General features: G+C 63.4%; 17 protein-coding genes. 13 read left to right on the forward strand and 4 right to left on the reverse strand.

Annotated elements, in window-relative coordinates:
• Positions 1-178: 178 nt before the first annotated feature.
• Complete coding sequence (locus ASD44_RS08735) at positions 179-1,018, reverse strand: sugar-binding domain-containing protein (protein WP_082542560.1); 840 nt, start codon at positions 1,016-1,018, stop codon at positions 179-181.
• Between the two features lie 193 nt (positions 1,019-1,211).
• Between ASD44_RS08735 and ASD44_RS08740 the strand changes: the two genes are divergently transcribed.
• The 8 genes from ASD44_RS08740 (at position 1,212) to ASD44_RS08775 (ending at position 10,219) form a co-directional block, all read left to right on the forward strand.
• Entirely contained in the window at positions 1,212-2,123 is a 912-nt protein-coding gene (locus tag ASD44_RS08740; protein ID WP_056110744.1) for a tagatose-bisphosphate aldolase, read from the forward strand.
• On the forward strand, positions 2,124-3,563 hold the full coding sequence (locus ASD44_RS08745; protein ID WP_244478738.1) for an ROK family protein: 1,440 nt from the start codon (positions 2,124-2,126) through the stop codon (positions 3,561-3,563). It begins immediately after the preceding gene.
• 334 nt (positions 3,564-3,897) lie between these two features.
• Complete coding sequence (locus ASD44_RS08750; RefSeq protein ID WP_056110746.1) at positions 3,898-5,022, forward strand: ROK family transcriptional regulator; 1,125 nt, start codon at positions 3,898-3,900, stop codon at positions 5,020-5,022.
• Between the two features lie 29 nt (positions 5,023-5,051).
• Positions 5,052-5,819, forward strand: a complete 768-nt coding sequence (locus tag ASD44_RS08755; protein ID WP_056115757.1) for an ABC transporter permease — start codon at positions 5,052-5,054, stop codon at positions 5,817-5,819.
• Positions 5,816-6,610 carry an ABC transporter ATP-binding protein gene (locus ASD44_RS08760; RefSeq protein ID WP_056110749.1) on the forward strand — a complete coding sequence of 265 codons (795 nt, stop codon included), beginning with the start codon at positions 5,816-5,818 and terminating at the stop codon, positions 6,608-6,610. Before ASD44_RS08755 ends, ASD44_RS08760 begins: the two co-directional genes overlap by 4 nt.
• Positions 6,611-6,628: 18 nt before the next feature.
• Positions 6,629-7,615, forward strand: coding sequence for an aliphatic sulfonate ABC transporter substrate-binding protein (locus ASD44_RS08765; protein ID WP_056110751.1), 987 nt, complete (start codon positions 6,629-6,631; stop codon positions 7,613-7,615).
• A 101-nt stretch (positions 7,616-7,716) separates the two neighbouring features.
• Positions 7,717-9,276 (forward strand): sulfatase, encoded by a 1,560-nt coding sequence (locus tag ASD44_RS08770; RefSeq protein ID WP_056110753.1) that lies wholly within the window; start codon positions 7,717-7,719, stop codon positions 9,274-9,276.
• Positions 9,277-9,412: 136 nt separating this feature from the next.
• Entirely contained in the window at positions 9,413-10,219 is an 807-nt protein-coding gene (locus ASD44_RS08775) for a formylglycine-generating enzyme family protein (protein WP_244480483.1), read from the forward strand.
• 180 nt (positions 10,220-10,399) lie between these two features.
• Here ASD44_RS08775 and ASD44_RS08780 read toward each other — a convergent pair whose 3' ends face one another.
• Together ASD44_RS08780 and ASD44_RS08785 are read right to left on the reverse strand one after the other, a co-directional pair.
• A complete protein-coding gene (locus tag ASD44_RS08780; protein ID WP_056110756.1) occupies positions 10,400-11,776 on the reverse strand; it encodes a sulfatase-like hydrolase/transferase in 1,377 nt (458 codons plus the stop codon).
• A gap of 125 nt (positions 11,777-11,901) precedes the next feature.
• Positions 11,902-12,798, reverse strand: a complete 897-nt coding sequence (locus ASD44_RS08785; protein WP_056110757.1) for a LysR family transcriptional regulator — start codon at positions 12,796-12,798, stop codon at positions 11,902-11,904.
• Positions 12,799-12,898: 100 nt separating this feature from the next.
• Here ASD44_RS08785 and ASD44_RS08790 point away from each other — a divergent pair, with 100 nt between their 5' ends.
• The 4 genes from ASD44_RS08790 (at position 12,899) to ugpC (ending at position 17,128) form a co-directional block, all read left to right on the forward strand.
• A complete protein-coding gene (locus ASD44_RS08790; protein WP_056110759.1) occupies positions 12,899-14,251 on the forward strand; it encodes an extracellular solute-binding protein in 1,353 nt (450 codons plus the stop codon).
• Between the two features lie 63 nt (positions 14,252-14,314).
• Complete coding sequence (locus ASD44_RS08795; RefSeq protein WP_056110762.1) at positions 14,315-15,229, forward strand: sugar ABC transporter permease; 915 nt, start codon at positions 14,315-14,317, stop codon at positions 15,227-15,229.
• On the forward strand, positions 15,229-16,059 hold the full coding sequence (locus ASD44_RS08800) for a carbohydrate ABC transporter permease (protein WP_056115762.1): 831 nt from the start codon (positions 15,229-15,231) through the stop codon (positions 16,057-16,059). The genes ASD44_RS08795 and ASD44_RS08800 overlap by 1 nt, the downstream gene beginning before the upstream one ends.
• A gap of 13 nt (positions 16,060-16,072) precedes the next feature.
• Positions 16,073-17,128 carry a sn-glycerol-3-phosphate ABC transporter ATP-binding protein UgpC gene (ugpC, locus tag ASD44_RS08805; RefSeq protein ID WP_056110764.1) on the forward strand — a complete coding sequence of 352 codons (1,056 nt, stop codon included), beginning with the start codon at positions 16,073-16,075 and terminating at the stop codon, positions 17,126-17,128.
• Between the two features lie 63 nt (positions 17,129-17,191).
• Here ugpC and ASD44_RS08810 read toward each other — a convergent pair whose 3' ends face one another.
• Positions 17,192-18,106, reverse strand: a complete 915-nt coding sequence (locus ASD44_RS08810) for a LysR family transcriptional regulator (RefSeq protein WP_056110766.1) — start codon at positions 18,104-18,106, stop codon at positions 17,192-17,194.
• 307 nt (positions 18,107-18,413) lie between these two features.
• On the opposite strand from ASD44_RS08810, the gene ASD44_RS08815 reads away from it, so the two are divergent.
• The gene (locus ASD44_RS08815) at positions 18,414-19,619 is read left to right on the forward strand and encodes an ABC transporter substrate-binding protein (RefSeq protein WP_056110768.1); all 1,206 of its coding nucleotides are present in this window, start codon (positions 18,414-18,416) and stop codon (positions 19,617-19,619) included.
• Positions 19,620-19,621: the final 2 nt, after the last annotated feature.

A 19,621-nucleotide genomic window follows, 5' to 3' on the forward strand; every position in this document is an offset into this window, starting at 1 on the left:
GGTGGATGCGCGGGGTTGTGGACGATGATTGTCGTTTTCCTCTTCCCGCACCCTCCGGCGCGGACGTCTCAGCATCCTCCGCTCGACGTCTTCGAATTAAGACGCAGACCCGCCATCCCTGTCAATAGATTAGTGCGAGCAAATAACAAAATTTCCGCGCCGAAAAATTGATGAACTGTCATGCGGGCAGCTCCAGCAGGATTTCCGCCGTGCGCGCGTCGGTGACGAGCGCCGAGATCAAACCGGCCTTTGCGGCGCCGCGGATCGCCCGCGCCTTCGCCTCTCCCACCGCCACGCCGATCACCAGCGACGCGCGACGCAACTGCTCCACCGACATGGCGATCATGCTTTTCGCATCTTCGGGATCGAGCAATGCGCCCTCCGCATCGAAATAGTGGCGCATGACGTCGCCCGCGGCGTCGGGATGATGTTCCGTACCGGCGTCGGCGGTCTCATGGGGAAGGCCTATGCCGACGATCGCGGCCTCGACCCGGTCCCAGAGCGCTACATGGTCGGCCACGACGGGATCGGCCAGAAAAGCCTGGCGTGATGCCGGCGACGGCAGATACGGGGCATGGACGAAACGCGGCGAGCCGCCGAACTGCAGTGCCGCCAGCCGCACGAATTCATTGATCTGGAAATGCGGCTGGTGCTGTTGCATACCGCCCGTCGCCGGAACGGTCAGCACGCCGGAGATTTCCGGCAGCCCCGCTTCGATAACGGCCCGCACGGCGCGCCCCCAGCCGATCGCCACCACCGACCCTTCGGACAATCCGGCCTTTTGCAGAAGACTGCCTACGGGCGGCCCGAGGAAAGCCAGAGCGCCCACGCCGGTGGCTTCCACGACCGCAGCGCTCTTCAGGGAAAGCCTCTCCGCCAGCGCCGCCGCCAGTTCCTCCGGCGCCGCCAGATCCCGCACCTCGATGCGGACAATGCCTTCGGCGCGCGCCCGCTGCAGCAGCCGCGAGATGGTCGCCGTCGACAGGCCAACCTGCCGGGCGACATCGACCTGGCTCATGTCGTTCTCGTAGTGCAGCTTCGCGACCGTATGCAGAAGAGCACGCGACACGGCCGGGGTTGGAGACGATGGCGACGACAGCTTGCAAGTCCTTTCAGAAATATGTTACATCCTAGACCGAAATTTGCTGGCGCGCAATCACTTCCATCCAGATACGTATCAGGCCAGCATGGTGCGCAGGAGACCTTGACCAATGGCACGCATGACCACAGCCGAACGCCGCGGCTATCAGCAGATTTGCGGCGACAACGGCGCCATGATGGTGATCGCCTGCGACCAGCGCGGCGGTATGCGCACGCTGCTGGCCGCCGATCCGGCTGAACAGGCCAGGATCGGCAACGATGTTCTGGGGCTTACCAAGGCCGACATCGCAAAATACCTCGCCCGCCACGCTTCCTGCGTGCTGGTCGATCCGGTCTGCGCCGTTCCGCAGCTGGTGGATGACGGCACGCTCGACCGCGGCACCGCGCTTCTGATCGGGCTGGACGCTTCCGGGTGGGACACGTCCCCCGAAGGCTACCGCATTTCCAAGCTGGTCGAAGGCATCGGCGCGCGGCAGGTGCGCGCCTTTGGCGGCAATGGCGGCAAGATCATGGTCTACCTTCGCTCCGACACGCCGGCTGCGAATGACCGGAACATCGCGACGCTGAAAAAGGTCATCGACGATTTCGCCCGGGAAGATCTGCTGCTGGTGGTCGAATTCCTCACCTACCGGCTGGAGAACGAAAGCCCGGAGGCCTACCAGGCCAAGATACCGGAACTGATCCAGGGCGGAACGCAGATCTGCCTGGATGTCGGTTCGAAAGTGCTGAAGCTGCCTTATCCCGGCTCGGCCGAGTCCTGTGCGGCGGTCACCAAACTCGCCGGGGACGTTCCCTGGGCTGTGCTGTCGGCCGGCGTCGATCATGAAACCTTCCTTGGACAGGTCGAGACCGCTATGGCCAATGGCGCGTCAGGCGTCATCGCCGGCCGCTCCCTGTGGAAGGACTGCATCTCCCTCGACCGCGACGTGACGCGCCAGCGCCTCGAGACGATCGCCGTTCCGAGGCTGCGCGAAATACAGGCGATCATCGCCCGGCACTGGGCACCGGCGAAAGCCGCCTGATTGAAGCCGCTCGACATGATCCGCACCACCGTCGGCGTCGACATCGGCGGCACTAATATACGCGCCGCGCGCGTAGGAGCCGATGGTAAAATCCTTGCTCGGGCACGCGCCGCCAGTTCGACCGACCCGACGGTGGTCATCGAACGGGTCGAGGCGCTTGTTGCCGGGATCGATGACGAAACGGTGCAAGGCATCGGCATTGGCGTGCCGGGTCAGGTGCATTTCGCCAGCGGACGCGTCCTCTCGGGCGGGTATGTCGACTTATCCGCGGTTCCCGTGCGCGAACGGCTCGAAGCGCGCTTCGGTCGCAACGTCGTCATCGACAATGACGGCAACATGGCGCTGGTGGCCGAAGCGCGATGCGGAGCCGCGGTCGGCCGTTCTCATGCCGCGATGCTGACCATCGGCACCGGCATCGGCGGCGCGATCCTTGTGGACGGGAGCATCTTCCGGGGCGCCGGCGCCGCTGGACAACTCGGCCACATCGTCGTCGATCCTCAGGGTCTGCCCTGCAAATGCGGCCGCAATGGCTGCGTCGAAACCATGAGTTCGGGCACGGCGCTCGGCCGGCATATCGCGGAGGCCGGTCTTCCGGCAGCGACCACGGCGGCCAGCCTGCTGGAACGGCGCGCTTCCGGCGACGCGCTGGCGGACAAGGTGCTGCGTTCATGGGCGCAGCCGCTGCGTGCCGCAATCGACAGTCTTGCCGCGACGCTTCATCCACAGACGATCGTCCTCGGCGGCGGGCTGGGCAGCGAGGCCGTCGCCGCGCTGTCGCCCTATCCGGACAAGTCGTCCTGGTTCAGCTACGAACTCGTCGCGGCCAGTCTCGGCGACGATGCCGGCGTCATTGGCGCCGCCCTGACGGCCCTGCCCTCCAGGCGGGCAGGAAAACGCCTCGTCATGGTCAATGGCGTCCCGGCCAGCGGCAAGAGCAGCGTTGCCGCCGGCTTGGCCAAGGCAACAGGCTGGCCGGTGCTGTCGCTCGATACGATCAAGAACCCGTTCCTTGAAGAGATCGAAACCGTCGATCGACCGTTCAACCGCAAGCTCGGCCGCGCCAGCCTCAAGGCGATGTTCGCGGTGCTGGGCGAGGCGCCTGACGGAGCCACATTCATCATGGATGCATGGTTCGGCTTCCAGCCGCGCGAATTCGTACAGGACCTGATTGACGCCGCCGGCATCGACACGATCGCCGAAATCTGGTGCTCGGCGCCGCCGGAGCTCATCGGCGACCGTTACAGCACCCGGACGGCCAGCCGGCTACCGGGGCACCCCGGCCCCGAATACGTCCCGGAACTCGTCGCGCTCGCATCCCGCGCCGAGCCTTCCCGCTTCGGTCCCGTTCACGAGGTCGACACGACGGCTGCCTTGGATACGATCACTATCCGCAAGTTTCTCGAACAGGTTTTCGACGGCCCGCGAGCTTGCGGCCCTTGATTGACATGCCTTCGCACAGCCCAATCCAGTTCTGCCGATAAGGCGTCGCTTCTACAGCTTTCAGCTTTAGGGAACGCCGAACAGACTTCGCACCACCGCCGCCGCCGCCGCGCAACGGTCCGGAATCGGTCAGCACACCGATCGTCGAGGCCTGTCACATGAAGGACCCCAGAAACTTAAATCCTTGATAAAACAGCCGCTTGTAGTCGTCTCCCGATTCACTTTCGAAAGCTGCAGCCGCATACCCTCAAAGATTCCCCAATGGATATTTCGCATCCGCTTGACCGCTTCGTAATTACTTTCTAAGGTTTAGAAATTAATTAGGGAGAAAGCATTGGGCGCGCATCACGGCCAGATTCTGCGCATCCTGCGCGATGAAGGCCCGCAATCGCGGGCGGCGCTGGCGCGGCGCTCCAAACTGTCCGCAACCACCCTCACCCATGTCACGGCGCATCTCCTGCGCGACGGGTCTGTCCTCGAGAGCGAGACGAGCGGCTCGATCGGCGTCGGCCGGCCGGCGCAGGCCGTGCGCCTGGTGCCCGACGCGCACAGCGTCGCCGGCGTGCATATCGGCGCCGGCCATGTCCAGGTCGCGATTACCGACCTGAAGGCGGCCCCCAAAGCGACCGCATCCTTCGAGTTCGATGTCCACGGGGCCGATCCTGACCGCGTGGTCAGCGACGTCGCGGCCATGGTCATGAAACTGGCAGCCGAGGTGCAGATCGACACCGGCAAATTGCTCGGCATCGGCGTCGGCGTGCCAGGCCCGGTGGATTTCGAGCGGCGCACCGCGCTGGCCTCGATCAATGTCGGCTGGCGCAATGTCCCCATTGCCGGCAAGCTGGAGCGCGCCATCCGCCTGCCGACCGTGGTCGAACACAACGTGACGGCAATGGCGTTGGCCGAAAGCTGCTACGGCATCGGCAGGCAAGTGCCGGCGCTGCTGTTTGTCTATCTGAAGACCGGCCTTGGCGCTGGGCTGGTGGTGGACGGCGTGCCGTTCCGTCCCGGCGGCCACGGCGCCGTCGAACTTGGCCATATCCAGATTACGCCTGACGGTGCGCGCTGCGCCTGCGGCAACCGCGGTTGCCTGGAAACATTCCTTTGCGAAAAAGCGCTCATGGCGGCGGCGGGCGTTATAGGTTCCGCGCCTGCCGATCTCATGGCGAGGGTCGAGCAGAACGGTCCGGCCTGGGATACCGTCATCGAGCATCTCACCACCGCCCTCGCCAGCGCGGTCAATCTCTTGACGCCCGATCTCATCGTCTTCGGCGGCTATCTCGGCCAGGCACCGGAAAGCCTGTTCGAGCGCCTTCGCGCCGACGTGCCGCCGCGTGTCATGCCGCATATGCGCGAAATCCTGAAATTCGAACGCACCAGCTTCGGCGCGCAGAGCGGCGCTATCGGCGGCGCTGCCGTGGCGCTGGATCATTTCTTCTATTCGGGGGCACTGCATTGAGCACCGCTGCGACGCCGCCCGAGACCGAATTGCGGGAACGGCCATCCAACCGGCTGCTGCCGCTGGCGTTGAACATCTTCGCCTTCGCTGTCGGCATCGCCGTCTGGTGGGCCATCACCGCCACCGGCGCGGTCGTCCTGCCGGGGCCGCAGGAGGTGTTCTGGAAAGCCCTCGAGCTGATCCGGAGCGGTCAGCTCTTCATCGACATCTTTGCCAGCCTGCGCCGCGTGCTGACCGGCTTTGTGCTGGGCGCCGCGCTGGCGATACCGGTCGGCTTCCTGATGGGCTGGTACAAGGTCGCCCGCGCGCTGATCGAACCCTATGTGCAGTTCTTCCGCATGATCCCGCCGCTGGCGGTGATCCCGCTCGCCATCGTCACCATGGGCATCGACGAAGCGCCGAAGATCTTCGTCATTTTCCTCGCCTCGTTCCTGTCCTGCGTCGTCGCCACCTATCAGGGCGTCATCAGCGTCGACCGAACCCTGATCAACGCCGCCCGGGTTCTCGGCGCGAAGGATTCGACCATCTTCCCGCGCGTCATCATCCCGGCCTCGATCCCCTTCATTCTGGTCGGCGTACGCATCGGCCTTGGCTCCGCCTGGGCGACGGTCGTCGCCGCCGAACTGATCGCGGCGCAATCCGGCCTCGGTTTCCGCATGCAGCAGGCGCAGCTCTACTACGACCTGCCCATCATCTTCGTCAGCCTCATCACCATCGGCATCCTCGGTCTCCTCATGGATCGCCTGTTGCAGGCGACCGAACGCCGCCTCACCCAATGGCAGGAACGCGCGCAATGACGGCCGGGACGCAACCGAAAATCTCGTTCCAGAACGTCACCCGCCGCTTCGGCGAGGGCGACAAGTCGTTTCTGGCGCTGGACCGGCTCAACCTCGACATCGCCGACGGCGAATTCGTCACCGTCGTGGGCCCTTCCGGCTGCGGCAAGTCGACGGCAATGAACATCGCCGCCGGCCTGACCGACGCATCCGACGGCAAGGTGCTGGTCGATGGCAGATCCGTTTCCGGTCCCGGACCGGAGCGCGGCGTGATCTTCCAGCAATATGCGCTGTTTCCCTGGCTGACGGTGCGCCAGAACGTCGAGTTCGGCCTGCGCATCAAAGGCATGCCGAGGGCCGAGCGTCGCCGCGTCTCCGACCATTTCATCGATCTCGTCGGCTTGAAGGATTTCGCCGACGCGCTGCCCAAGACGCTATCCGGCGGCATGAAGCAGCGCTGCGCCATCGCCCGCGCCTATGCCGTCAACCCGACCATGCTTTTGATGGACGAGCCGTTCGGCGCGCTCGACGCGCTCACCCGCGTCAACATGCAGGACCAGCTTCTGGACACATGGAGCCGCGAGCGCCGCACCGTCATCTTCATCACCCACGATGTCGACGAGGCGGTCTACCTCGCCAACCGGGTCATCGTCATGGCCGCGCGTCCCGGACGCCTGCACAAGATCATCCCGGTCGACCTGCCCTATCCGCGCACCGAGGAAATGCGGCTGTCGCCCGAGTTCGCGGCGATCCGCAATCAGGTCTGGCACGCCGTCTATCACCAGAAACCACAAGTCGAAGCAAAACACTGACAGGGAGGAATTTTTGAGATGAACGTCACGAGAAGAAGCTTTCTCGCGCTCTCGGCAGCCGCCGGCGTAGCCGTTCCGGCTGTGCTGTCCGCAACGAGCCCGGTATTCGCGCAGGCAAAGCCGGTGCGGGTCGGCTATATCGCCGATTATTTCGGCACCAGCCTGACCGCCATCGCCAGCGACCAGGACCTCTGGGCCAAGCACGGGCTGGAGCCGGAGCTGAAAGTCTTCACCAACGGCCCGATCCAGATCCAGGCGCTCGGCGCCGGGTCGCTGGATTTCGGCTATGTCGGTCCGGGCGCCCTGTGGCTGCCCGCGTCGGGCAAGGCGAAGCTGATCGCCATGAACGCGCTTGGCCTGTCCGACCGCGTCATCGCCCAGGCCGGCTTCAGCACGATGGCGGACCTGAAAGGCAAGAAGATCGGCGTCCCGGAAGGCACGTCGGGCGACATGCTGCTGCGTCTGGCGTTGGCCAAGGCCGGAATGCAGATCGGCGATGTGGAAGTGATCAAGATGGATCCGCCGACCGTCGTTTCCGCCTTCGCTTCGAAACAGATCGACGGCGCCGGCATCTGGTATCCGCTGGTCGGCGTCATCAAGAAGACCGTCCCGGACCTCGTCGAAGTGGCCAAGAGCGCCGATTTCTATCCCCAGAACTCTTTCCCGTCGGCCTTCGTCACCCGCAACGATGTGGCCGAGAAGGACCCTGACCTCGTCAAACGCATGATTGCGGTGCTGAAGGACGCCAACGACTACCGCGCCGCCGACGTGCCGCGCTCGGTCGAGATCACCGCCAAATTCCTCGGCGTGCCGGCCGACCCGCTGGTCACCGAAAGCCAGAACGGCAAATTCCTGACATCGGCCGAGTTCGTCGCCGCGACTAAGGACGGTTCGGTGGCCGGCTGGCTCAAGGGCCTGAACGACCAGTTCGTCGGCTTCGGCAAGCTGAAGGATCCGCTCGATCCCAAGGACTACTATCTCGGCGACCTCTACGCCGGCGGCTGATGCCCGATGACGCAAAGACCGCGTCGGCCCATGCGGCCGGCGCGGCTCTCCGGATTTGAAAAGCGCGCCCCCCATGCCGCGTCGATGGACCAGAATTGCACATGACCAAGCGACCCAACATCCTCTTCATCATGTCCGACGACCACGCCGCGCGGGCGATCTCATGCTATGGCGCCGGTCTGAACCGGACACCGAACCTCGACCGTATCGCCAGGCAGGGAATGCGGCTCGACAAGTGCTATGTGACCAATTCGATCTGCACGCCGAGCCGCGCCGCGATCCTGACCGGCACCTACAACCACGTGAACCAGGTGACGACGCTGGACACGCATATCGACAACCGGCTGCCCAACGTCGCCAGGCACCTGCGCGCTTCCGGCTACCAGACCGCCATCTTCGGCAAGTGGCACCTCGGCGAAGGCAAGGCGCATGAGCCGACCGGCTTCGACGAATGGGCGGTGGTGCCGGGACAAGGCGAATATTTCGATCCGATCATGATCGACCGCGAAGGCGCGCACGGCGAACAGGGCTACGCCACCGATATCATTACCGATAAATGCCTGGATTTCCTGCAGCGCCGCGACACCGGCCGCCCTTTCTTCCTGATGTGCCACCACAAGGCGCCGCACCGCAGTTTCGAGCCGCACCCGCGCCATCGCCACCTCTATGCGGATGGCAAGCTGCCGGTGCCGGAAACCTTCGATGACGACTATTCCAACCGCGCCGCGGCGGCAGCCGCCGCAAAAATGCGGATCAAATCCGACATGACCTACCGCGACCTCGGCCTCGTCCAGCCGGAAGGCGGCCAGGAAATCGGCGAACTGCTCATCCCCGGCATGACCGTCCGCAGGGTCCCGGAAATCGTGGAGGGCGAGGCGCTGACGCTGATCGACGCGCTGACCGGCGAGAACTACGTTTTCACCGACCCCGACAAGCTCGCGCATTTCAAATACCAGCGCTACATGATGCGCTACCTGCAGACGATCCAGTGCGTCGACGACAATGTCGGACGCCTGCTGGACTATCTCGACGCCGAAGGCATCGCCGAAAACACCATCGTCATCTACACCTCCGACCAGGGTTTCTTCCTTGGCGAGCATGGCTGGTTCGACAAGCGGTTCATGTATGAGGAATCGCTGCAGATGCCATTCCTGGTCCGCTATCCCGAAGCGATCGAGGCGGGAACGGTCAGCGACCGCATCGCCACCAATGTCGACTTCGCGCCCACCTTCCTCGACTATGCCGGACTGACAACCCCCAGCTACATGCAGGGAACGAGCCTGCGCCCGCTGCTCGAACGGTCCGCGGACGAAAACTGGCAGGACGTCGCCTACCACCGCTACTGGATGCACAAGGACGAATTCCACAACGCCTTCGCCCACTACGGCGTACGTGACAGCCGCTACAAGCTGATCTACTGGTACAACGACCCGCTCGACCAGCTCGGCGCCCATCCCGGCGACGAGCCGCCGGAGTGGGAGCTTTTCGATTGCGATCAGGACCCGTTCGAACTGCACAACCGAGCCGGCGATCCGGAATACGCAAAGGTATTTGCCAGCATGCTCGACAGACTGGACCGCAAGATGGCCGAGATCGGCGACATTCCCCAGCACGACAGCAAGGCCGTCCTGGCGGGGCTGAAATCGCTGGCGGCGGCCTGAGGCGCGCGTGAGCTGCTGCACGATATCGCGCGGCGACGAACTGCCGGCTGCCGCCCCCCGGGCCGGCGACGCGCCGGCACCGGCTGGGGCGGTCGCAACGGTGCCGAGGGTTCGTTTCGACCCGGCCCGGACATTCGTGGGCACCAACGAACCCTTCATCGCCGGTGACGGCGAAGGCCCACGACGCCCGGTCCGGCTTCGCGCCTTTGAGTTGGAAACGACGACCGTCACCAACGCCAGGTTCGCGGCCTTCGTCGCCGCCACAGGATATGTGACGGAAGCCGAACGGTTCGGCTGGTCGCCTGTGTTCAGGCTTCTGCTGCCGCAAGGCGCGCGCTATATGCCGACCACCGGCCCGACGCCATGGTGGGTCCGCGTCGACGGCGCATTCTGGAAGGCACCGGAAGGTCCCGGCAGCGACCTCTCCGGGCGCGAGGATCACCCGGTCGTGCAGGTCTCGTGGAACGATGCCAACGCCTTTGCGAAGTGGTGCGGCGGCAGACTGCCCGGCGAAGCGGAATGGGAACATGCCGCGCGTGGCGGCCTGCCCGACCCCCGCTTTCCCTGGGGCGACGACGAACCCGGCGACGACAATGTTTTGTGCAATATCTGGCAGGGCAGCTTCCCCCGCTTCAACACGCTGGCCGACGGCTATCTCGGCACCAGCCCCGTCACTGCCTTCCAGCCCAACGGCTCGGGACTTTACGGCATGGCCGGCAATGTCTGGGAGTGGACGGTCGACGCCTACCGCATCCACTCAGTTGGGCGGGAAGCCAAGGAGCGTAACGAACAGGCCCTTCGCGATGGTGACAAAGTGGTCAAGGGCGGGTCGTTCCTCTGCCACAAAAGCTACTGCTACCGCTACCGGATCGCCGCGCGCTCCTTCATGAGCGCCGACTCCTCCACCAGCAATGCAGGCTTTCGCGTCGCGTATGACGGGTAAGCCACACTACGCCTTGCCTTGGCCAGAACCCTGTTTGCGGTCGTGGGCCGGACCCGGGCCACGCATATAATACCGTTCCGGATGGTAGCGATCTTTGTGGATCGCGTTGACCAAGCGAGACAGGCGGCGCGCGATGATGATCCTGATCGAGCGTTTCATCTCGGCACCGCCCTCTCCTTCTCAGTTCTTGACCGCGTCGACGTCACGTTCCTGATCCTTGAAGCCAAGCAGGTCGGTTGCCTTCAGACGGTACTGGCGCGAATAGCGCGGGGCAGCGTCAAGCACGGTTGGCGTTGCGCCCTCGATCTCGTCGATCCAGGCTAGCAGCCGCGCCTTGAGCCCATCGGCGACTTCGCGGAAGGCATCCATGCCGACGAGATTGACCATCTCGTAGGGATCGTTGTCGAGATCGTAGAGGTAGCTCTCGCGGTAGACGTCCGAACTGGCCAGATCCTTGTCATATTCGGAGGTGACGCCGTATTTCCAGCGGTGCGTGCGCAACGCCCGCCCCGTCTCGGTCTCGCTGATCTGGAAGAAGACATCCTGCCGCCAGGGGAGCCGCGCGTCGCGGACCACCGGCATAATCGACTGACCCGTCATCGAATCGGGTACCTCCAGCCCCGCCGCATCGATCAGGGTCGGCGCGACATCGATGGTGCTGAACAGCGCCTTCACCTGGCCGCCGGCCATGAAGCCCGGACCGGTGATCATCGTCGGCACGCGCACAGCGCTTTCGTGGCAGGAGCGCTTGTACTCGCTGTTGCGCGTCTTGAAGTGGCAGGCATGGTCGGAGGTGAACATGACGATCGTGTTGTCGAGCATGTCGAGGCTCTTCAGCGCGTCGATCAGCCGGCCGAATGCTTCGTCCAGACGCTTCACCATCCCGTAATAGCCGCCCAGATGCCAGCTGCTGGTCCCCTTCAGCGTCGCAAGGTCCGGCGGCGTCCACTGCGTGGCCGTCATCGCCTCGCGATAGCCGTCCGGTGGCGGATAATCATCGACATGGTTCTGGTGATGCGGCTCAAGGAACGACAGGAACAGGAAGAACGGGTCCTCCTGATGCTGGTCGCAATAGCGGATCGCCGCGTCTGTCAGCGCGTCGACCCGGTAGCCCGGCAGCTTCTTTTTGTTATCGTTGTCGTCGAACAGCACGGCATCATAGGAATCCGAGACGAACTCGGCCAGATTGGCGCCGAGCCAGCTTTGATAGCCGCCGCGCTGGTGCTTGCGCACCGGATCCTCGCTGCCGAGATGCCACTTGCCGATATAGCCGGTTGAGTAGCCGTTGCGCGCGAACACCTTGGCGATCGTCTCGGCATCGTCCGCCAGCGGGATGCCGTTGCGGAACACGCCGGTCTGCGTGGCGAACTGGCCGGTCTGCATGGACGAGCGCGCCGGGCCGCAGAGCGGCTGGCTGGTGAAGGAATGGAACAGATGCGTGCCGCCACGCGCCAGCCGGTCGAAATTCGGCGTCAGCCCCATGGGATTGCCATGCACCCCGGTGGTGTCGTGCCGCTGCTGATCGGTGAAGAAGACGATGACGTTGGGTTTTTTCATGGCTTGCGTCCTGGCACATCGCGGTGCGGACGCCTGTCCGCCGCCTTTATGCGGGCCACCATAATCGGACGGGTCGGGCAGAAAAAATGATATTAATTCCGGTCCGCCATTCCTGCCAGGAATAGTCAATCGATCTCGGCGCTGGCGATCTTTGGCAAAAGCTCGAGTGCGCGCCGCATGATGGGGATGCGCTGCGAGGACTGCCGGAACCATGCCCCTGAGGTGAAGTTCCAGATCGGCTGGCTCAGCGTCAGCCTTTCGATCCCCACCTTCGCCGCCACGCTCTTGAGCGAGGTCGGCGCCAAGGCCAGAAGATTGGATTTGCGGATGATGGAGAAGCTGGAATCGACATCGTCAACCGCCGCCACGATGCGCGGCGTGGCCAGTTTGAAACGGCCGAAATAGGCATCCAGATACTGGGTGACCAGCGCATCACGCTTGAAGATCACCCACGGCTTCCCCTCCAGCGCGGCAGGCGGCACGACGCCTTTGCCGGCAAGCGGGTTGGTGGCGCAGCAATAGGCCGTCAGTTCCACTTCGAACACCTCGCGCCTGTCGATGCCCTCCGGCGGGTTGCTATGGAAGGCGCCCAGCATCAGGTCGACCTCGCCATCGACGAGCTTCGCCAGCGTCGAGCCGGCGACATCGAAGTCGAGCGTGAAGGCGGTCTCGGGAAATTCGGCAATCAAATGCCGGACCAATGAGGGAGCGACGAGCATGTGATAGGCCGCCCCGGCGCTGATATGGAAATTCGAGACCGAGCCGGCGCTGATCGCCTGCGCCTCCTCATGCGCTTGACGGTAGTGCATCTCGATCGTCTGCGCCCTTGCGAACAGGGCCTGCCCTACCTCCGTCAGCACCATGCCCTTGGTGCTTCTTTCGAAGAGAGTGGCCTTGAAGGTCTGCTCCAGCCTGCGGATGGTTTTGGTCAGGGCCGGCTGCGTCAGCCCGATTCGGCCGGCGGCTGAGGTGAGGTTTCCAGCCCGGGCAACAGCCAGGAACGCGCGCAGTTCTCTATCCAAAATAATATTCCCCCCGGTTATCGCAATGTAGAATTAATATCATTTCTAATCGCGAACGTAAGCCGGTAGCCTTGCGGTTTCATGGGAGGAGAAACACACAATGGCCTGGAAATCCAAGCTCGCTTTAGCAGCCACGACTGCCCTGATCATATCCGCCTGCCCGGCCTCGGCGCAGGACAGTTTCGCCGATGTCGGCAAGCAGGAGCCGATCACCATCCTGATCAACGCCTCACCCTGGTACAACGGTTTCGAAAAGGTTGTCGGCCTCTATGAGGAGCAGACCGGCAACAAGGTCAATCTCGAGGTGACACCTTTCAACGGCATGCTGGAAAAGGCGCGATCGGCGGTCCGCAGCGGCACCAGCCCGCTCGACCTGATCAACGTCAACGCCACCAACTCGACCGAATTCTACCAGGCCGGCTACATCGAGCCGATGAAGGAGATCGACCCGTCCTTCGAAGTGCCGAAAGAGGTTCTCGGACTGGACGACGCCGGCTGCTGGGACGAAGCCAAGAAATACCGCATCTGCTCGAGCGGCAAGCTGATGGGCTATACGCCCAACGGTAATGTGCAGCTGTTCTACTACCGCAAGGATGTGCTGGATGAAAAAGGCCTGAAGGTGCCCGTCACCTTCGATGACATCATCAAGAACTGCGCCGTTTTGCAGAACCCGCCGGAAAGCTATGGCTATCTGCAGCGCGGCGAGCGCGGCGATTCCATCCAGTACGACTTCATGGCCTACCTGCTCGCCTATGGCGCCAAGCCGGTCGCCGATCCCGCCAACGGCGACTATACCGTGACGATCAACAGCCCCGAAGCCAAGGCAGCGCTCGACAAGTTCATCGAAGTCGCCAAGAAGTGCAGCCCGCAGAACTATGGCACGCTCGGCCAGGGTGAACTGATCCAGCTCCTGCAGACCGGCAAGGGAATGCAGGCGCACGCCGTCGTGGCCGCTTTCCCCAATTTCGACAATCCGCAGAAGTCCGCCGTGGTCGGCAAGATAAACGCCGCGCCGCTGCCGCGTGCCACGCCTGAGGGGAAGCCCGGCGTTGCGATCGGAAGCTGGGTCTTCATGATCCCCAAGAACGCTTCCGATGCGGGCAAGAAAGGCGCTGTCGCCTTCTCAAAATGGTTCCTGACCTACAAGGCGCAGTATGAATATGCCCTTGGCGGCGGCATCCCGGTGCGCACCGACGTCTTCACCTCGGATCTGAAGGACAAGCCGGAATTCCGCTGGATGCCGGCCTATCTGGACGAGATCGAATATGGCGTGCAGGTCTATGGCTATGTCGAGGCGCCGGCGGTCAGCGAGGCTGTTGGCCTTCGGCTCAACCAGGCCCTGGTCGGCGAGATGACTCCCGCCGTCGCCTTGAATACGCTGGCCGAGGACATGAAGGCGATCTTCGAAAAGGGCGGCCGCAAGACAGGCACCTTGCCGCCTCTGGCCGACTGATCTCTCCCGGTGGCCGCCGCGCGGCGGCCACCCTCTCATTCCAGCTTTGCGGAGGGTCCCGTCATGAGTCTATCGACGCCATCTGCCCGCAGACAGGGCCTCAGCGATTTCATCGATCGCCATTTCAAGCTGCTGACACTGGCGCCCGCGCTGATCGTGCTGGTCGCCCTGACCCTCTACCCGATCGCCAACCTGTTCGTCATGGCGGTCTCGACGATCCGTTTCGAGTCCGGCGGTGAGATCTGGGCCTTTACCCCGCTGATCAATTTCAAGCAGTTGCTGAACGACCAGATCTTCCGCATCGCCTTGTGGAATACGCTCCTGTTCGCCATCGCGTCGGTGGCCATCGAGATGGTTCTCGGTCTCGGCCTTGCCATCCTGGTCGGCTCGATGACGGCCTTCAAGGGCGTCATGCGGACCGCGCTCATCATCCCCATCCTGATGCCGCCGGTCGCCATCGGCTCGATGTGGAAGCTGATGTACAGTTTCGATTTCGGCGTCCTCAACCAGATCGTCACCGGCATCGGCTTCGCGCCCGTCAACTGGACAGGATCGCCGTCGCTGGCGCTGTGGTCCGTCGTCATCGTCGATGTCTGGCACTGGACGCCGTTCGTTTTCCTCATTCTTTTCGCGGCCGTCGAGGGGCTGCCCAAGGAAGTCATCGAAGCGGCGCGCATCGACGGCGCCAGCAACCGCGACCTGATCTTCAAGATCATCATACCGCTGATGATGCCGGCTATCGTCGTGGCGCTGCTGTTCCGCACCATCCTCGCCTTCAAGGTCTTCGACGAGGTGTTCCTGCTCACCTCCGGCGGGCCGGGCACGTCGACCGAGGTCGTCAGCCTGCATTTGAACAAGGTGTTCTTCCAGCAGAACGACCTCGGCTACGGCGCCATGCTGTCGCTCGCCATCATCGCCGCCACCATCGCTTTCCTGTGGGTGGCGCGCAGCGCCAGCGCCGCGCTGGAGAAACGCTGATGCTGGTTCTGCGCGGTTATTCGCGGCTGGCCGGCATCGCCCTGCTCAGCCTTGGCGTCTTCGTCATCCTGGCGCCGTTCCTGTGGGTGGCGCTGCAATCGTTCAAGTACGAGATCCAGATCCTGCAGGGATCGTGGAATTTCGAACCGACGATGTTCAACTATGTTGACGTGCTCTACTCGCGCCGTTCCGACTTCCTGAGCAACATCTGGAACAGCCTGATCGTCGCCGGCGTCTCGACCCTGTGCGTGCTGGTGGTGGGAACGCTCGCCGCCTATTCGCTGAGCCGGCTCGCCTGGAGCGGCTGGATACGCAACCTCTTCCTCGGCTGGACGCTGATCTTCAACATGATCCCGCCGCTGACGCTGGTTGGCCCCTGGTATCTCATCTTCCGCCAGATCGGCATGTTCGAAACGCTGGGCTCGCTCATCCTCACGCACATCACCCTGCATCTGCCGATGACGGTGTGGATGATGATGGCCTACTTCAAGGAATTGCCGAAGGAGATCGAGGAAGCCGCGATGGTCGATGGCTGCCGCCGCATCGATGCCTTCTGGCGCATCTCGCTGCCGCTGGTGACGCCGGGCCTCATCGCCGCCGGCGTGCTGGCGTTCGTCTTCTCGTGGAACGAGTTCTCCGTGGCGCTCAACCTCACCGGCCGCGACACCGCGACGGTTCCGGTCGCCATCGCCCGGTTCGCCCAACAGTACGAGGTACAGTACGGCCAGATGGCCGCCGCCTCGATCCTGTCCACCATCCCCGCGCTGCTGCTGATGTTCTTCGGCCAGCGTTTCGTCGTCCAGGGCCTGACCATGGGCGCGGTCAAATAGGAGGAAAGCGCAGATGGCCGAAGTCCAGCTGAGGAATGTGCAGAAGCGCTATGGCACCGTCGATGTGATCCGCGGCGTCGATCTGACCATCGCCGATGGCGAGTTCGTCGTGCTGGTGGGTCCCTCCGGCTGCGGCAAGTCGACCCTGCTGCGGATGATCGCCGGGCTGGAGGAAATCTCCGGCGGCGAGATCGCCATCGGCGGGCGCGTCGTCAACGACCTCGAGCCGCGTGAGCGCGACATCGCCATGGTGTTCCAGAGCTACGCGCTCTATCCGCACATGAACGTGGAGAAGAACATGGGCTTCTCCATGGCGCTGCGGAAGGAAAGCACAGACAGCACCCGCGCCGCCGTCGAGGACGCGGCCACTTCACTGGCGCTGAAGCCTTACCTCGACCGCCTTCCGCGCGCTCTCTCCGGCGGCCAGCGCCAGCGCGTCGCCATGGGACGCGCCATCGTGCGGCGGCCTAAGGTGTTCCTGTTCGACGAGCCGCTGTCGAACCTCGACGCACAGCTTCGCGTGAAGATGCGCACGGAAGTGCGCAAGCTGCACCAGCGCCTCGAGGCGACCTCGGTCTACGTCACCCACGACCAGGTCGAAGCCATGACCATGGCCGACCGCATCGTCATCCTCGACAAGGGCAAGATCGCGCAGGTCGGTTCGCCGCTGGAACTTTACGACAGGCCGGCCAACCGCTTCGTCGCCGAGTTCATCGGCTCGCCCGCCATCAACGTCATCCCGGCCGAGACCGACGGCAACCGCGCCGCCATCTCTTCGGGCGACGAGCGCTTCGAGATCAGGCTGCCCTCTGCGCCGTCCGAAAAGGCAATCGATGTCTGCATCCGCCCCGAACATCTGCGGCGGGTGGACAGCGGCGGTATGCCGGTCACCGTGCAGGTTATCGAGAATCTGGGGGCCGAAACCTATGTCTTCGTCGATGTCGACGGCCTCGATGTCTGCTGGCGCATCGCCGGCCGGCCCGATGTGGCGATCGGCGACCGGATAAGGCTCGGTTTCGATCCGGAGCGCGTGCATCTGTTCAGCCGCGAAACCGGCGCGCGGCTGTAAACCGCTTCCCCCGGCAGAGCGGGCCTGGGCGCGGCAGGGCCATTCTTCTCAGCCGTGCCGCGGCTAGCCATCCACCAACGCGCCTCCCATAAATTCCCGGCGGGCGCTCCCGGCCTCCGTCTTGATGAAGTCAATCAGCGCGCGGATACGCGCCGCTGACGACAGGTCCCGATGGCAGACGCACCAGTAATCCCGCTCGAGACAGATATCCTTCGCCAGCACCGGCACGAGTTCAGGGTGCGCGGACGCCATGAAGTGCGGCAACACACATAATCCAATTCCGCGCAGCACGGCATGAAGCTGCGCATGTATGCTCGAGCTTTGGTAGGTTGCGCGCAGGCCCGGCAGAATTTCCCGGTGATAGTCGAGCCCCGGCGTGAAGATCATGTCTTCGATGTAGCCGATCATGCGATGCGCCAGGAGATGCTCGCGTTTCAGGATCGGCGTATGCTGCTCCAGGTAGCTCCGCGTCCCATAGACGAACAGCCGATAGGTCGCGATCTTTTCATAGTGGTAGAAATCCGCCCGTGGCGAGGTCAGGGTGATGGACATGTCCGCCTCGCGGCGCGACAGCGACACGATCTGCTGGATCGTCACGAGTTCGATCGACAGGTTGGAATGAAGTTGCGCGAAACGCGGCAGCCTGTCTGCGAGAAAGAAATTGCCGAAGCCTTCCAGCGTCGAGAGGCGAACGACGCCGGTGACGGGAGAAGCTCCGCTGGAGGCTTCGTTGCGAAAATTACCGGCTTCGCGTTCGATCTGCTCGGCCGACTGCACCAGCCTCTCACCGACGCCAGTGAGCATGTAGCCACGAGGATTGCGCTCGAAAAGCCTCGCCGAAAGCGCCTGTTCCAATCTGTCGATGCGACGCGACACGGTGGCATGGTTGGTGCGGAGTTGGCGCGCCGCGCTGGCCAGCTGCCCGGTGCGCGCCACGGCGAGAAAGAATTGCAGATCGTCCCAGGTGAAGCGCCGCATCAGAAGGCGCCGCCGTCTTTGTTGCCGGGCATCATGTCCCTCCTCGGACGGCAAGAAACGTCCGGTCCTATCCGTGCATTTTTGTACGGAACTTGTACGAAAATAAGTGTTCTCGCAATCCGTGCTCGATGTTACGCTCACTGCCGTGCATATTTCGATGCGATTGCTATCGTGCGATTTTTGCACTCAAGACTATGGGACGCGGAGGAGCGGCCCATGATCTGAGGAAAGTCCATCGGGCCATTTTAGAGCCGACGCAGTCAGTCTCCGGCCATGCCGCGGACTGACCGTCAGGGGAGGAACAGCAGTGAAATTTTTGCATCTCGTATCGGCGGCCCTGTTGGCCGCGACAGCGATCCCGGCAACAGCGGCCGAGATATCCGACGGCAAGGTCAAGATCGGCATCCTGAACGACCAATCCGGCGTCTATGCCGATTTCGGCGGCAAGTGGTCGGTCGAGGCCGCCAAGATGGCGGTCGAGGATTTCGGCGGCAAGGTCCAGGGCGCGCCCGTCGAGGTGATCAATGCCGACCATCAGAACAAGCCCGACATCGCCTCCAACATCGCCCGCCAGTGGTACGACACCGAACAGGTCGATGCGATCATGGAGCTGACCACCTCGTCGGTGGCGCTGGCCGTTCAGGGCTTGTCGCAGGAAAAGAAGAAGATCGATATCGTCACCGGCGCCGCGACCAGCGACCTGACCGGCAAGAACTGCTCGCCCTACGGATTCCACTGGGCCTACGACACGCACGCTTTGGCGGTTGGCACCGGCGGCGCGCTGGTCAAGCAGGGCGGCGACACATGGTTCTTCCTCACCGCCGACTACGCCTTCGGCTACTCGCTCGAGGAACAGACCGGCAATTTCGTCAAATCGCAGGGCGGCAAGGTTCTGGGTTCCGTCCGCCATCCGCTGGCGACAACGGATTATTCGTCCTTCCTGCTCCAGGCTCAATCGTCGGGCGCCAAGGTGGTCGGCTTCGCCAATGCCGGGCTGGACACTGCCAACTCGATCAAGCAGGCGGCGGAATTCGGATTGGTCTCCGGCGGACAGCGGCTCGCTGCCCTCCTGTTCACCATCGCGGAAGTGCATGGGCTTGGCCTCGAGGCCGCCCAGGGCCTGTCGCTGACGGAAGGCTTCTACTGGGACCGCAACGACGAATCGCGCGCCTTCGGCAAGCGCTTCTTCGATCGCACCGGACGCATGCCGAACATGATCCAGGTCGGCACCTATTCGGCGGTGTCGCAATATCTCAAGGCGATCGACAAAGCCGGCACCGACGAGACCGAGGCCGTGTCCAAGGAGTTGCACTCCATGCCGGTCGATGACGTGTTCACGCACAATGGCAAGGTCGGCGCCAACGGACGCATGATCTACGACATGTATCTGATGGAAGTGAAGAAGCCTTCGGAAAGCAAGCAGCTCTGGGACTACTACAAGGTGCTGGCGACGATCCCTGGCGACGAAGCCTACATCAAGCCAGAAGAAAGCGGCTGCCCGCTGGTCAAGTGACG

The sequence above is a fragment of the Mesorhizobium sp. Root554 genome, assembly GCF_001427025.1.
In the GTDB taxonomy this organism is placed as follows: Bacteria; Pseudomonadota; Alphaproteobacteria; order Rhizobiales; family Rhizobiaceae; genus Mesorhizobium.